Here is a 13,675-nt window from a genome sequence, read left to right as displayed (position 1 = left end):
ACAATTCGAAATAATTTCTTTAATTTGTACTCGTGTGAGATCCATACTGTTTTACTGTTTTATTTTATTTTTTCAAAGATAATAGTCTTGGGTCTTACACACTTTTTTGGGACAGTATCTATTTATCTGTGCATATATATATCAATAATTCGTGAGGATAAAAAAGAAAAGGGCTACACCCTTGATTGATGTAGCCCCATTTAAAAGCTTTATTGATGAGCTTAGAAGTTCCTTATGAACTTCTGATGAACAAGCATGATATTATTTCAAACTTGCTATAAAGACAATGAATGAATTTATTGGATTACATTGATTGGCATTTTTACGTTCATATCAATATCGTCCAAAATATTGTCATTTGGACTGTTGAATGGGTATGGGTTGCCGTTCTTATCCAGTTTACTTGCAGGAGGTGCTACGTGAGGTAACAGTATCTGTACCTGAATAGGTGTGACTTCGCTATTTAGAACTTTGATGTATCCTGTAAATCCAAGCGGTGTCGTTGTGTATTGATTTGTTTGTGGATTGATATCTCCGTACTTATAGTCGATCAATGCCTTATCCGGATTTTTGTCACTCTTTGGTCCGAAAGGAATGAAAAAGAATTGATGCATACTCATCTCTTGTGGATCAAAAAACTCGCTATTAAGATTTTTGCCTGCTTCATTAAACAGTGTAATCTTCATTTGATACCATACTCCGGATTTTAGACTTACCGGATTGCCAATAGTAGCTTTTCCTTCTTCTGAATATTCAGCGGTGAAAACTTGTTTGTCTGAAGCTGTTGCTTTAAAGTCTTTTGCCCAGATATCTTTTGCCGTATCCGTACCTTCGGGCAAAGTGCCTTCTTGCAATGTTACTTCAATCTTGCTTGGTTCATCGTGATCCTTGTCTTCAGCTTGGTTTTTTGGTTCGCTTGCTTTTCCGCAAGAAGATAAAATTGTCATTGCACTCATAAAAGCCAGTGTAGATAGGCTTAAAAATTTCATTGTTTTCATCTATTTAGTATTTAGTTAATAAAAAAATTCTCTCTTCTAATTGAATCTGTTTGTCTTTATTTCAAAACAATTGTACTGTGGTTTGCACTCTTCCTTTTATTGTAAGTGTGTCTTCACAGACCGAAATACGGACAAGACTCTATTTCTTACGACTATTATTTGACTGGTTCAAAAGAAACTTTTTAGAATTCATATCTTAATCTAAACTGTATATCTCGTCCCTTTTCATGGGCGTAGTATCTAAACCTATTGGTATACTCTTTATAAAGTTTATTGAATAGGTTGTCTACATCCAAGTAGAAAATTAGCCTTTTGTCATTTTTGAGATTTAGTTGCATACCGGCACCAACTTCAAACAGATTGTATGCTGCCGGTGTTTTGTCTACAAAGTCGATGTTTTTGTCAAATCTTGTTTGCTTAGCTACATATCTGTGGGTCAGTGAAAACTCGATATGGTCCAACATACCCCTTGAGAACCGATGGTTATATTCCAATGTTTGACTGTAATGATCTGATGGTATGTACGGAAGATATCCTTTTGTCTCTCTGTTTTCAGCCCTGATCCATTCGGCTTGTGCCGTATATGATAAATCAAAAGGAAGGTTGATTTTAGCCTTGATATCACCTCCATAAAAGAGGGCATTCATCTGTTGATATCTAAAGACCGGGAATACTCCGGCAAGAAGTGGCCATGTTTCAGGTTCGCCGGTAACTTTATCTCTTGAGGGTTGATCAAAGATATAGTTACCTATCCATTGTATGAATCCTGTAGCATTGAGTGATAATCTTGAGTTGATATACTGAAGCTCATTATTCCATTTTATGGCATGTTCTGGTTTTAAATTGACATCTCCTATTTCAAATGAGGCTGCACCATGATGTAATCCTCTGCTATAAAGTTCGTTTACCTCCGGTGCTCTCCAAGCCAGGCCTATATTAGAGAGTAAGTTTAACCCGTTTGTTGGTCTTACAATAGCAGAAAGGGAGAAGCTCGGACTATGATAATGGTTGGTGCCACCGTAGGCTTTTCCTTTAGAATCATAACCCATCGCATCCATATATTGATAATCATATCTTGCTCCGGCTTCAATTTCATATGAAGGTTTTACATATTGAGCTATTCCCCATAATCCTACCCCTTCTGAAAGGTAGTTTGGGATAAGAGGTATTGTTTTAGTTTTGTTGTCACTGACATTGTTTTGATATGTCAAGGTGGTACCGGTTATAAATCTTAACGGAATATGTTTGTCAGATTCCCAAGCAAAGTGCATGGAATGTGTATTGAGCGATAGACCCAAAGCCGGTCGCTTGTTAAATTCACCTCTGCGTATCTCATATTCATCCCGGTTGTCATGTTGGAAGTCATATTGAAATTTAAGTTGGCTGTTGTTGTCAAGCGTATACCTGGCATTCAAACGACCGATGATATGAAGAACCTCTTGTTTGGGATTGGTAATCTTAAAACTTTTTTTCTGAACAATTAGAGGTCTTCCATATTCGAAAACTTTTTGAAGTTGTTCGAGCGTATTGATATGAGACCCGTAAAATATACCGAGTTTGCTATAGTAGACACTTCCAAAAGCTTGGATATCATACCTCTCTTTTTTAAGGCCGGTATTGAGGACTGCATTAAATAGTCTTGTGCCGGTATTGTTGAGATAATAATCGGCTGTCTTGTAATCACCGGAATAGCTGCCACCCATCAAAGCTCTCCATCTAAAGCCTTCAAATTTTTTGCTTCCACCGCCTAAGTCAGCATTGATACCCATTCTTGATGAGTTGGTGCTGTATTGCAGTGAATAGTTTCCTGTGAGCTGTTCCTCAATGGGTAGGGGAGCACTATTCATAAGTATGACCCCTCCAATGGCCCCCGATCCATATCTAATTGATTCGGCTCCTTTGATTACTTCCAGATCACTTGCTGATGAAGCGTCCACTTCCGGCGCATGGTCCGACCCCCATTGTTGTCCCTCTTGTTTTACTCCGTTGTTGATCAGTAAAATTCTGCTGGAGTGCATCCCTTGAATCACGGGTTTCATGATGGTGGCTCCGGTACTTATGGCACTCAAACCGGGCAATTGATTGAGGAGATCAGCCAGATTTTTGCCCTCATACTTTTTAAGTCCTTCTGTGGATACCTTGACAGCTACGGTTGTCATTTCTGTTCTTGGCTTATTAGCAAAAACTTTCACCGCATCGAGATGCTGAATCTTTTCTTTGAGATTGATTGTTATATTTTGTCCTGTAACGGTTCGTTTTGATAAATCGATAGTCTGAGGAATGTATCCGATATATTGGGTTGTTAGAAGTTGTTTGCTTTCTTTGGGATTGTAGTTTAATGTCGCTTTGCCATTAAGATCCGTAATGGTGTTTTGTTTGCCAATCATAAGTACTACACCCGGCAGTTTCTCTTTGGTTATACTGTCTTGAACCGTGATATGAATACTTCTTGGGTTTTGGGCCTTTGTTTCGAAAGACAAAGACATAACCCAAATAAATACGATGGCCAAGTTTATTTTTGTGTATAGCTTGATGTTGTTACTCATTCTTCTTTCTATTTTAGCGAAGTTGTTTAGTCGTTATTTCAGATTAGAATAATTTCCTTACTCTTATCTTTTTTCTATCAATTCTAAACAACTTCTTATAGCACAATATGGCATAATGAACTATAATCCTGCATTCATTCTATCCCATGAAAGAATTCCAATTTATTATCCTTGTTAGCACACGACGAATCGGGCTTAGTCATAATCAACCTTTGACTATTGATCAATGCATTCGCAAATGTACGATATAGATTGTATATGTACAATATAATTTGAACAGTGATTAAATTTAATTTAGTAGATAACTAATTGATAATAATGTAGTTTAGTGATATAAAAATATTTTTGTTTTGTGTCATTTAATCTGAACACTGTATTTATTAGTGTGATTGTGATTATATTGAATTGTATATCAGGTAATTATATAATAAAAGACTGCTGAGTAAAGGCAATCTGCTTTGCTACTCTGCTCGTGAATTTTGAGAATGTTACTTTGCGCAACATTCTCAAGTAATAAGTTTCAAGTTTTAATTCTGACTGTGTCAGCCTTTTGTAGATCTAAAAATAAGGTATATAACGATGGGTGCTCCAAGAATAGATGTAATAGCATTGATTGGAAGGATTCCTCCATTGGGCATTAGACTGGCTATGTCGCACAATATCATAATGGCACTTCCTATCAGCATGGTGGCAGGTATCAAAATCTTATGATCCAATGTGTTGAAAAACAGTCTGCTTAGGTGTGGTACAGCCAGTCCTATGAAGGCAATTGGTCCCACCACAGTTGTAGAGGCTCCTATGATAAGTCCCGTAACAATAATAATAAAGATTCTATTTTTCTTAACATTGATGCCAAGATTCATGGCATAGCTATCACCAAGCTGTATTGCATTAAGGTTTTTAGCCATCAAAGAGATGGCTAATAGACAAATGACGAGCACAGGTATGAGAATATATATTTGTTGCCATGTTACAGCCTGTAGGCTTCCAAAGGTCCACAATGTGTACATCTTTAGTTGTTCGGGTGGACTAAAATAAGATAGGACTGATATGGCAGCACTGGTAATAAACCCAATCATCACACCAACTATCAAAACCGATACTGTATCTTTTACTTTGGCTGCAACCACAATAATAATCGAAAGCATGGCCATTGCTCCTAATATTGTGAAAATCATTTGCCCGAAAACTCCATATCCAAAATTACGAATGAGTGTGTAGGGTAGATAAGAAGATGTGAGCATTAGTATGGCCGCGCCAAGCCCTGCTCCTTGGCTTACTCCTAATATGGAAGCATCAGCTAAAGGGTTGCGCATGATGTTTTGTATGCATAATCCGGATATGGCTATGGCTGCACCAACAAAAAGAGCTGTGATAGTCTTTGGTAATCTTAGTTGAGTAATGATAAATCCTTGATTGTCGGCAACTTTAGTCGGATTGATGATGAGGTTTATGACATCATTAAGACCAGCATTGGATGCTCCGTGTGCAAGATCAATAAGGAATAGAAGGAGGGTGATTGCCAATAAGGCTATGAATATCAAGGTCCTTTTCATTTGGGCAGGCGTCTCCAATAAACGGTTTTATAATTTGGAAAAATATCGGGATAGAGGATCGATACAAGATCTTTTAGGACAACATCGGGTGCATATACGCCGGATTCGAAAAAGTCATTGCCACCATTGGCATTCAGTTTTTTGTCTGCCATGTATACCTCCCCATTTTTAAATGCATCAAATAGAGCGTACCTGGGATTGTTTTGTTGAAGATCTTCAAGAGTTTTGACTCCTAACACTCCAAGTGAAAGCCATTTGTCAGCACTTTTATAGCGATTAAGGATTGCTTCAAAAGCCATTGGTTGAGATATATTACCCTGTACGGGAGTGTCGAAAGAACCGGAGGCGTCTTCAATCATATGAGTCACATACGAATCTTTGCCCGGAAGGTACCATTGACCTTTATAGTCGGTACCGAATAGTATCGAAGGCATATTAGCTTTGTTACCCACTCTTTGTTTTACCTCATTGTAACGATTGCATATCCGATCGAAAATCTCATTACCCTTTGTTATCTCTCCGGTAAGTAGAGCTACCATCTTTAACCATTCTGCTCTACCAAGCAGGGTCGTCTCTTTCCAATCATTTTCGATGACTTGTCTAACCTTGGTATTGCCAAAAAATATTTTCTCGCTATCCTTTGTCATATCAGAAAGAAGAAGAATATCGGGATTGGCTGCTGTAATGAGCTCTGCATTTGGCTCCATACTGCTTCCAAGATCTGTGATGCTCCCATTTTTGACACGTTCAATAGCTTTTGAATTGTTGATCAATGAGCAGTCTGTAGCTGCAACAATTAGTGAAGTGGCATCGAATAGATCGAATGCTCCCAGATATGTTGTACTCATGATAGCCACACGCTCGATGGGCACTCTGATGATTTTTGTTGTATCCTTGATTGCATCAGGCGTTGTGATACCTTTGGGAAGGAAGAAATAGGTCGCAATGGTGTCTTTTGTTTGAATATCAAGAATGCTAACCCTTTTATAGTCTTTGTAGTTGTCTACACCAAACCCTTGGGCAAATTTGACATTAAGGGGTTGGCTGAAGTTGCTGATAAAAGAGGAGTCAGCAACTTCCCCTTTGGATGTGTGGTTGCTATAGTTGTTTTTACACCCTACACAAAAGAGGGTAATACATATAAGTAAAAGAAATTTTGAGTTTGCTTTCATAATAGTATTTTCATTGCACCGATGGAAGCAACAATGGCCTCCGTCTTATTACAATTTATTTTATTCGACATAGAGTAAGAGTCCCTTGAGATATTCTCCTTCCGGATGATAAATATTGATAGGATGGTCGGCAGATTGTGTCAGTTGGTGTAGAATCCTTACCCTCCTTTTGGCTGCAGCAGCGGAGGAGAATACGGCTAATCTGAAGTCCTCCTTTGTTACAGCTTGTGAACAACTAAATGTAAATAGAAGTCCGCCGGGTTTTATATTTCTAAGTGCCATTGTGTTGATCTTCCTATATCCTGACAAAGCATTACGGAGCACTTTGCGATGTTTGGCAAATGCCGGGGGATCAAGAATAATAAGATCATATTTGTCGTTAGGCATATTCTCAAGGTATTTGAATGCATCTTCAGATAGTGATTGGTGTCTATTGTCCCCTTCTTGAATGTTGAGGGCAACATTGCGTTCTGCCATATCAATAGCAATGGCAGAGCTGTCTATGCTGGTGACACTTTTTGCTCCACCACGAAGTGCGTAAAGAGAAAATCCTCCAGTGTATGAGAACATGTTGAGTACAGTTTTGTCTTTTGAAAACTTTTCAACAAGCATACGATTGTCTCGTTGGTCCAAGAAGAACCCGGTCTTTTGTCCTTTGTGCCAGTCGGGATAAAATTTGATACCATTTTCCAATACCGGCACCTCTTCACTTTCACCAAGAATAAATCCATCTTCAGTCTCGATATTGGCCATATAGGGCAATGTGTTTTCACTTTTATAATAGACCGAATTGACTTTGCCTTCAGTGATTTCAGGCAGTAGTTTGGCAATGGTTTTTGATACCAAATGCATCCCTACGGTATGAGCTTGCATCACGGCAGTAGCACCATATATATCTATAATGAGTCCGGGCATCAAATCTCCTTCGCCGTGGACCAATCTATATGCATCATTGTCATCTCTTATAAATCCCAATTGTTTTCGAAGGTTGTATGCCGAAGCAAGGCGACCTTTCCAAAAGTCTTCATTGATAGGCTCTGTAGGATCAAAAGAAAGGACTCTGATAGAAATTGTTGTTGGAGCATAGTGCCCAATCGCAAGAGGTTTGCCTTGTGAAGAGCAAATACTTACTAAATCACCTTCTTGAGGATTGCCATCCATCTTTTGAATTGCTCCGGAAAATATCCAAGGATGGAAACGTTCAAGGTTTTCTTCTTTCTTTGGTTTTAGAGTAATCTTGATCATAATAGTGCAAATTTTACTGGATGTGGAGATGGAAGGGTCATGAGTTTATTATAAATCTGTAAGCACGCCCAAGCATCCAATGCTGCATAGGCTTGCTGAGCCGCAGTCAATTTTGCATTTTCCCAATTGCTTAATTGCTGAGCTTTGCTTATGGCTTTTCCGAACATAATGGCATAGACTTTTCTTAACGAGGAGTCTTTGATACCATAGCCTGGGCAAAGTTTCTGTAGTTCGACGAATCCTCCTTGTTCGAAAGGCTCTTTTCTTCGTAACGAAATGTAATCATCATGGATGCTGAGTCCAACCTTAAGGATTTTCTCATTGCTGAGTAAGTCAATGATTTCGGAAGTCATTCCCACTTTGTTTAGTCTAATGAGGTAGCAATCTTCTTGAGTGGACAACTGAAGAAGAGAGACCGTGGTGCGACATCCTTTTGTGAAACAGGGTTTGGTTTCGGTGTCAAATCCGAGTATGGTTTCTTTGTTAAGCGATTCCAAACAAGGTTTTAGTTTCCTTGCAGTATCAACAAGGTGTATCTTGCCCGGAAAAACTTCGATGGGAAAATCCTTTATTAAATCTTTATCTATGGTTGATTGGAACATATACATCAATTGATTTATCTATTAGCAATTGCAGTGACAATGATCTTCACAACCGCAATCGTCTTTGTGTTCATTGTCGTGGTGACAACTGCAGTTATCGTCATGGTACCCGTGCTCATGCTCATGAATGTGATTTTCTTGGCAATCCTCTTCTTCATCTCCAAAAACTTGAAGGCAACAAAGAGAATGAAGAGCTCCCAATGCAGCAGTCAGCCTTTGACCCCAGTATTGATGGAAGTAAAAAAGGCATCTGCCAATGGCTGACGGAAGGAGCATTTCGTCTTGTTCTCTAATCGTACCTAACAGATCTCCGACCTGTTGGTAAATATCGGCAAGGCATTCGGCTATACTGCATCCTATTGGCGTATCGCTATATTGCATATCCTCGTGTTGAGTAGTTAGGAAAGTGTCATTTTGTCCCAGTAAAGCCTCTGTTGAAGACCTAATGTTGTCATAAGATTCTTCCGTTACATAGACAGGTGCATAGTCTGTTTCAGAATCATACGAGTACTCTGGCAGTAGCTTTGTCTGTATATATAAGAGAGGTAATATTTTTGTCATCTTATCAATAAAATCCGGATAAGACGCATTGCGATTTTGCTCCGTAAGGGTAGCAAAGTCAACTCCTACACGAGCAAAGTCGATAACTTCGGACGTGAATAATGATTGCTCTTTTTCTTCCATGCTCCAAAGGTAAGCATTTTGTCAGTGAAGATTTCTATCTGATAAGGATGCCGTTTTGAATTAATTTCAAAATTCCTTGTAAGCGATTAGCAAGTTGTTTTGATGTTATAAATAACTCTAAACAATTATGAGTAACTACTGAGCGCAACTCCTGCATTTTATTTTCAATAAAACTGAAACTCCTTCTTCAAGTTCAAATGACTATATTTGAACTATAATTAAAATATCTATATGAGTAAAGACGCAAGAATTGTATTTATGGGTACTGCTGATTTTGCAGTGCCATCTCTTGAAGCATTGGTGAAATCCGGACATCAAATTGTTGCTGTTGTGACGATGCCGGACAAACCGATGGGACGTGGTCATAAGCTAAGACCTTCTAATGTGAAATTAAAAGCTTTGGAATTGGGAATAGAGGTCCTACAACCGATCAAATTATCTGCTCCCGAGTTTATTGATAAGCTCCAATCTCTACATGTTGATCTTGGTATTGTGGTTGCTTTCAGAATGTTGCCCAAGGAGGTTTGGTCATTGCCTAAGATGGGAACTATCAATCTTCATAGCTCTCTTTTGCCGCAATTCAGAGGTGCAGCCCCGATTAATAGAGCAATCATGTGTGGAGAAAAAGAGACCGGAGTAAGTTGTTTTGTCTTGAAGCATGAAATCGACATGGGAGATGTTTTGCAACAGAAATCTACCCTTATTGGCAAAGATGAGAATGCAGGAGAACTACACGATAGGCTTATGATGATAGGAGCAGATCTTTTGGTTGATACAGTGGATAAATACCTTGCCGGAGATATTGTGGCAAAACCTCAGAGTGACTTTGAAAATTCGACGAATCTTAAGCCTGCTCCCAAGATTTTCAAAGAAGATTGTAAGATTGATTGGTCTCAGACAAGATCACAACTTCATAACTTTGTAAGGGGACTTTCACCTTATCCTTTGGCATGGTCAGATCTCAAGATTTTAGCTTCTGATATGCAGACTTACAAAATTTTTGAGATCGATCCGAATGTAGAAGATGTGCAAATCCCCGATGGGTTGGGTGTTGGTGAGTGCTTTACGGTAAGGAATAAACAACTTTTTGTGATTTGTCAGGATGGCGCTGTTCGTTTACTCAGACTTCAGGCTCCGGGCAAGAAGCCAATGAAAGATATAGACCTTTTGAATGGAATGAGAAATTAGTTTTAAATCAGATGCTAAAGCTACCATTAAATTACTCTACAGACAGACTCGGAAGAGTTTAGAAAAAACCGGAAGCTTAGCTCTGATCCATTCATTTTGTATTTCAATGAATGTGAAGCATTTCCCATTCACCAACTTAAACCACTAATATATTGAACGATGAGTACAAAAGATTGTAATCAAGAAGAGATGGTTTTGCTGGCTTCTTATCAGCAGTTCGAAGATGCTAAGAATCTGATAGATTTCTTGGCAGATAATGGTATTACGGCTTATATGAGAAATGAGTTTAGCAATCGTATGATGGGTTCACTCGTGGATGTGGGGGGATATAGAGTTGAGATAAGCAATCATGATGAAGAGGAAGCTCTTAGAGTGCTGGACGAAAATCATATCTCTCTTCCTAATGACCTTGATAGTGATATCGGAAAGATAGCGTCTTTGGCTGATAGATTGCCATTCTTTAGAAATAAACCTCTGGAGTATCGTCTTTGGGCAATGCTTGGTTTGCTTATTGTGTTTTTGGGACTCCTCGCACTTATCTTGTATTTACTGTCTTCCGGTATTAATTGATATTGTATGAAACAGAGAAAACCATTGTCAAATAGTCAAATTGCCTGTATCATCTTACTATGGATTCTACTGGTTGTCTACATTTTGATTTATTCCAAATCAATAGACGGTTTGGTGATAACAAGTATAATAATGTCGGCTGCTTTCGTCTTCATACCAATTTATCAATCAATAAAGAAAAGGAAGAAATAATAACTATAACATCCATATCTCCTGTGTCTTATTGAAGACCTTATCTATGAAGTTCATTAAGGCAGTTTTTATGTCCAATCAAGTATTGTGTGAGGTATGTCACAGCAGATAAGATCTAATGAATAAGTTATATTAGGTGCCTTTTAAGTATTAAATCGGGTAATGGGTTTCTTCAAAAAGTCTTATGGTATTTTTGTATTTAATGATGTCAGTCCGCATAAAATAATGTATTTTTGCCGTTTAGATTGACTAACATTCGTTAGTTGATCGTTGAAAAGTAATAACAATGAAAGTAAATAAAGAAGGAATCGGTTTATTGTCAGCGATGTTGATTGTTATGTTAGCAATCAACGTAGCTATTTATCTATTTGTAGGCTTGGAATGGTTCTTTTGGACCGTATTTTGTGTCTCTCTGACATTTTATCTATTAGTTGTAAACTTTTTTAGGCAACCCAAAAGGCAGTGTCCCTATATGGATGACGATTGTGCAATTGTGGCACCTGCTGATGGGCGAGTTGTAGTAATAGAGGAGGTTGAAGAGAATGAATTCCTTCACAAACGTTGTCTTCAGGTATCAATTTTTATGAGCATCTTCAATGTTCATGCCAATTGGTTCCCATGCTTTGGAGAGGTCTTGTCAGTAGCTCATAACGAGGGTCGTTTTATGGCTGCTTACCTTCCTAAGAGTAGTACGGAGAACGAACGTTCGTCTGTGGTTATTCGTCCTGATGTCTGCAATGAGCCTATTATGGCTCGACAAATAGCAGGTGCTCTTGCTCGTCGAATTGTCACATATGCGGAGGTTGGGGATAAGTGTAATCCTGACCAGCATTTAGGTTTTATCAAGTTCGGATCTCGTGTGGATTTGTATTTGCCTTTGGATACCAAAATTGAGGTGGAGATGAATCAGCCGGTTGTGGGTAATCAAACTCTTATCGGACGCCTGCCCAGACGTTAAATTTAGAAGATATAAAGTCATAATACAGTAACTATGAATGCAATAAAGAAGAATATACCTAATACAATTACTTGTCTCAATCTGCTATCCGGGTGTATGGCTATTACATATACCTTCGTAGAGGGGCCATCCTTGTGGGTTGCCTTTTTTATTGCCTTGGCAGCTGTATTTGATCTTTTTGATGGTATGGTGGCCAGGATGCTCAAAGTGTCTTCTCCCATTGGTGCAGACTTGGATTCTTTGGCTGATGTCATAAGTTTTGGATTGGCTCCGGCAGCTTATCTCTTCAGTGTCATTTTTAGTTCTTACTCTAATTTTTATATCGCGTTTCCGGTCTTTCTCCTTGCTGCATTTGCAGCTGTAAGGTTGGCTAAGTTCAACAATGATGAGCGTCAGCATACCTCTTTTATTGGTCTCCCTGTTCCCGCAAATGCATTGTTTTGGATTGGATTTATATCTTTATTAGAGAGAGCAAATTTGTTTTCAAACATGGGTTTGGCATTGATTTTGATTTACTCTTTTGTAGTATTAATGTCTTATCTTATGGTGTCAGAAGTCCCAATGTTTTCATTAAAAGTCAAATCAGTGGCTTTTAAAGGTAATGAAAGCAGGTATTTATTAATCATAGCTTCAGCCGTTTTGCTCATATGGTTGGGAGTTGCCGGTTTTGCTCCGGCGATGATTTTGTATATACTGCTCTCATTATTTTCCAAAAGGGGCTAATCATCATAATAAACAACAATTATTATGGAGATATTATCAGTCTTATTTCTCATATTTTTCATAGCTTGGATTTTTGCTCCGGTCATTAAACGATGGCTGTTTGCTCGTATTGTCAATAAGATGAACAAGCAGTTTAATGAGCAGTTTGGACAACAGACAGGCGATAATAAGCAGAGAAATGGAAGTTTCAATTCAAATCAAACGGAAGCCTCTTCACAACAAAAGCAAGATCTCAAGGAAATTGACAATAAACGATTTGATAAGTCGGAAGGTGAATATGTCGATTTTGAGGAGGTGAAGTAGTGAAGAAGCATTTATATAAAACAGTTTTAATCCTTTCCTTTTTTTGTCTAATCTGTCACAACCTCTGTGCACAGTTGTCCTTAGAGGATAAAATGGTGCGAGCCGGAATGGTCAATCTACAAGAGGTTTGTCCCGATATAAAGGTTGATTTGAAGTATGCTACATCTGACAATTTTGTTGGATGCGATATGTATGGTGATTTGAAGCATGCCTTTTTGGAGAAGGGGTTTGCAAACAGGGTGGTAAGAGCTCAAAGATACCTTCAATCTTTGCACCCGGGATATTCTTTGTTGATTTATGATGCGGCGAGACCAATAAGTGTTCAGCGAAAAATGTATTCACTTGTAGCAGGAACTCCCAATAAGGTTTATGTCGCTAATGGTAATAGGGGTGGACGCCACAACTATGGTGTAGCAGTTGATCTTACTATAGTTGATGACAAAGGAGAGCCTTTAGATATGGGTACGAAGTTTGATTTTTTTGGCAAGGAGGCTCATTGTGATAATGAGGCTGCTTTGACTCAACAGGGATTACTTTCAGTTGAGGCTCATAAGAATAGAGAGTTGTTGCGTACTGTTATGAAATATGTGGGACTTGTACCTTATCGAAGAGAATGGTGGCATTTTGAAGAGACTCTGAAGATGCCTCAAGTCCGATCCAAATATAGTTTACTCAATTTTTGATATTGCAGGGATTGCAATATGCATATCTTCCTTCACCATTATCTTTATTTGCTACTTTAATATCGTTTTGAAGAGGCTTTTCGTTGCTTCTTTGTCTCTATGAAGGTATCTTGCTCCCAATATAGAGGGATAAATAGATACTGTCCCAAAAAAGTGTGTAAGACCCAAGACTATTATCTTTGAAAAAATAAAATAAAACAGTAAAACAGTATGGATCTCACACGAGTACAAATTAAAGAAATTATTTCGAATTGT

General features: G+C 38.4%; 13 protein-coding genes. 6 read left to right on the top strand and 7 right to left on the bottom strand.

Features of this window, described 5'->3' with window-relative positions; genetic code table 11:
- Window positions 1-296: 296 nt before the first annotated feature.
- The 7 genes from ACFO3G_RS05590 to ACFO3G_RS05560 all read right to left on the bottom strand — a co-directional run bounded on the left by ACFO3G_RS05590 (window position 297) and on the right by ACFO3G_RS05560 (window position 8,803).
- Window positions 297-989 carry a hypothetical protein gene (locus tag ACFO3G_RS05590; protein WP_380078786.1) on the bottom strand — a complete coding sequence of 231 codons (693 nt, stop codon included), beginning with the start codon at window positions 987-989 and terminating at the stop codon, window positions 297-299.
- A gap of 191 nt (window positions 990-1,180) precedes the next feature.
- A complete protein-coding gene (locus ACFO3G_RS05585; RefSeq protein ID WP_380078784.1) occupies window positions 1,181-3,544 on the bottom strand; it encodes a TonB-dependent receptor in 2,364 nt (787 codons plus the stop codon).
- A gap of 542 nt (window positions 3,545-4,086) precedes the next feature.
- Window positions 4,087-5,100: a FecCD family ABC transporter permease gene (locus tag ACFO3G_RS05580; protein ID WP_380078782.1), complete on the bottom strand. Its 1,014-nt coding sequence runs from the start codon at window positions 5,098-5,100 to the stop codon at window positions 4,087-4,089.
- Entirely contained in the window at window positions 5,097-6,272 is a 1,176-nt protein-coding gene (locus ACFO3G_RS05575; RefSeq protein ID WP_380078780.1) for an ABC transporter substrate-binding protein, read from the bottom strand. Before ACFO3G_RS05575 ends, ACFO3G_RS05580 begins: the two co-directional genes overlap by 4 nt.
- Window positions 6,273-6,332: 60 nt before the next feature.
- Window positions 6,333-7,517, bottom strand: a complete 1,185-nt coding sequence (locus tag ACFO3G_RS05570) for a class I SAM-dependent rRNA methyltransferase (protein ID WP_380078778.1) — start codon at window positions 7,515-7,517, stop codon at window positions 6,333-6,335.
- Window positions 7,514-8,119 (bottom strand): 3'-5' exonuclease, encoded by a 606-nt coding sequence (locus ACFO3G_RS05565; protein WP_380078776.1) that lies wholly within the window; start codon window positions 8,117-8,119, stop codon window positions 7,514-7,516. Before ACFO3G_RS05565 ends, ACFO3G_RS05570 begins: the two co-directional genes overlap by 4 nt.
- Before the next feature lie 21 nt (window positions 8,120-8,140).
- Window positions 8,141-8,803: a DUF5063 domain-containing protein gene (locus ACFO3G_RS05560; protein ID WP_380078774.1), complete on the bottom strand. Its 663-nt coding sequence runs from the start codon at window positions 8,801-8,803 to the stop codon at window positions 8,141-8,143.
- Between the two features lie 231 nt (window positions 8,804-9,034).
- Here ACFO3G_RS05560 and fmt point away from each other — a divergent pair, with 231 nt between their 5' ends.
- The 6 genes from fmt (at window position 9,035) to ACFO3G_RS05530 (ending at window position 13,420) form a co-directional block, all read left to right on the top strand.
- Window positions 9,035-9,991, top strand: coding sequence for a methionyl-tRNA formyltransferase (gene fmt, locus ACFO3G_RS05555; protein ID WP_380078772.1), 957 nt, complete (start codon window positions 9,035-9,037; stop codon window positions 9,989-9,991).
- A gap of 159 nt (window positions 9,992-10,150) precedes the next feature.
- Entirely contained in the window at window positions 10,151-10,561 is a 411-nt protein-coding gene (locus ACFO3G_RS05550) for a putative signal transducing protein (RefSeq protein ID WP_380078770.1), read from the top strand.
- A gap of 478 nt (window positions 10,562-11,039) precedes the next feature.
- Entirely contained in the window at window positions 11,040-11,711 is a 672-nt protein-coding gene (locus ACFO3G_RS05545) for a phosphatidylserine decarboxylase family protein (RefSeq protein ID WP_380078768.1), read from the top strand.
- A gap of 33 nt (window positions 11,712-11,744) precedes the next feature.
- Window positions 11,745-12,434 (top strand): CDP-alcohol phosphatidyltransferase family protein, encoded by a 690-nt coding sequence (locus ACFO3G_RS05540; RefSeq protein ID WP_380078766.1) that lies wholly within the window; start codon window positions 11,745-11,747, stop codon window positions 12,432-12,434.
- Between the two features lie 24 nt (window positions 12,435-12,458).
- Complete coding sequence (locus ACFO3G_RS05535; RefSeq protein WP_380078764.1) at window positions 12,459-12,737, top strand: DUF4834 family protein; 279 nt, start codon at window positions 12,459-12,461, stop codon at window positions 12,735-12,737.
- A 107-nt stretch (window positions 12,738-12,844) separates the two neighbouring features.
- Window positions 12,845-13,420 carry a M15 family metallopeptidase gene (locus ACFO3G_RS05530; RefSeq protein ID WP_380078762.1) on the top strand — a complete coding sequence of 192 codons (576 nt, stop codon included), beginning with the start codon at window positions 12,845-12,847 and terminating at the stop codon, window positions 13,418-13,420.
- The last annotated feature ends 255 nt before the right edge of the window (window positions 13,421-13,675 follow it).

This window comes from Falsiporphyromonas endometrii (assembly GCF_042654485.1).
In the GTDB taxonomy this organism is placed as follows: domain Bacteria; phylum Bacteroidota; class Bacteroidia; order Bacteroidales; family Porphyromonadaceae; genus Porphyromonas; species Porphyromonas endometrii.
This window is presented reverse-complemented; position numbering and strand designations above follow the sequence as displayed.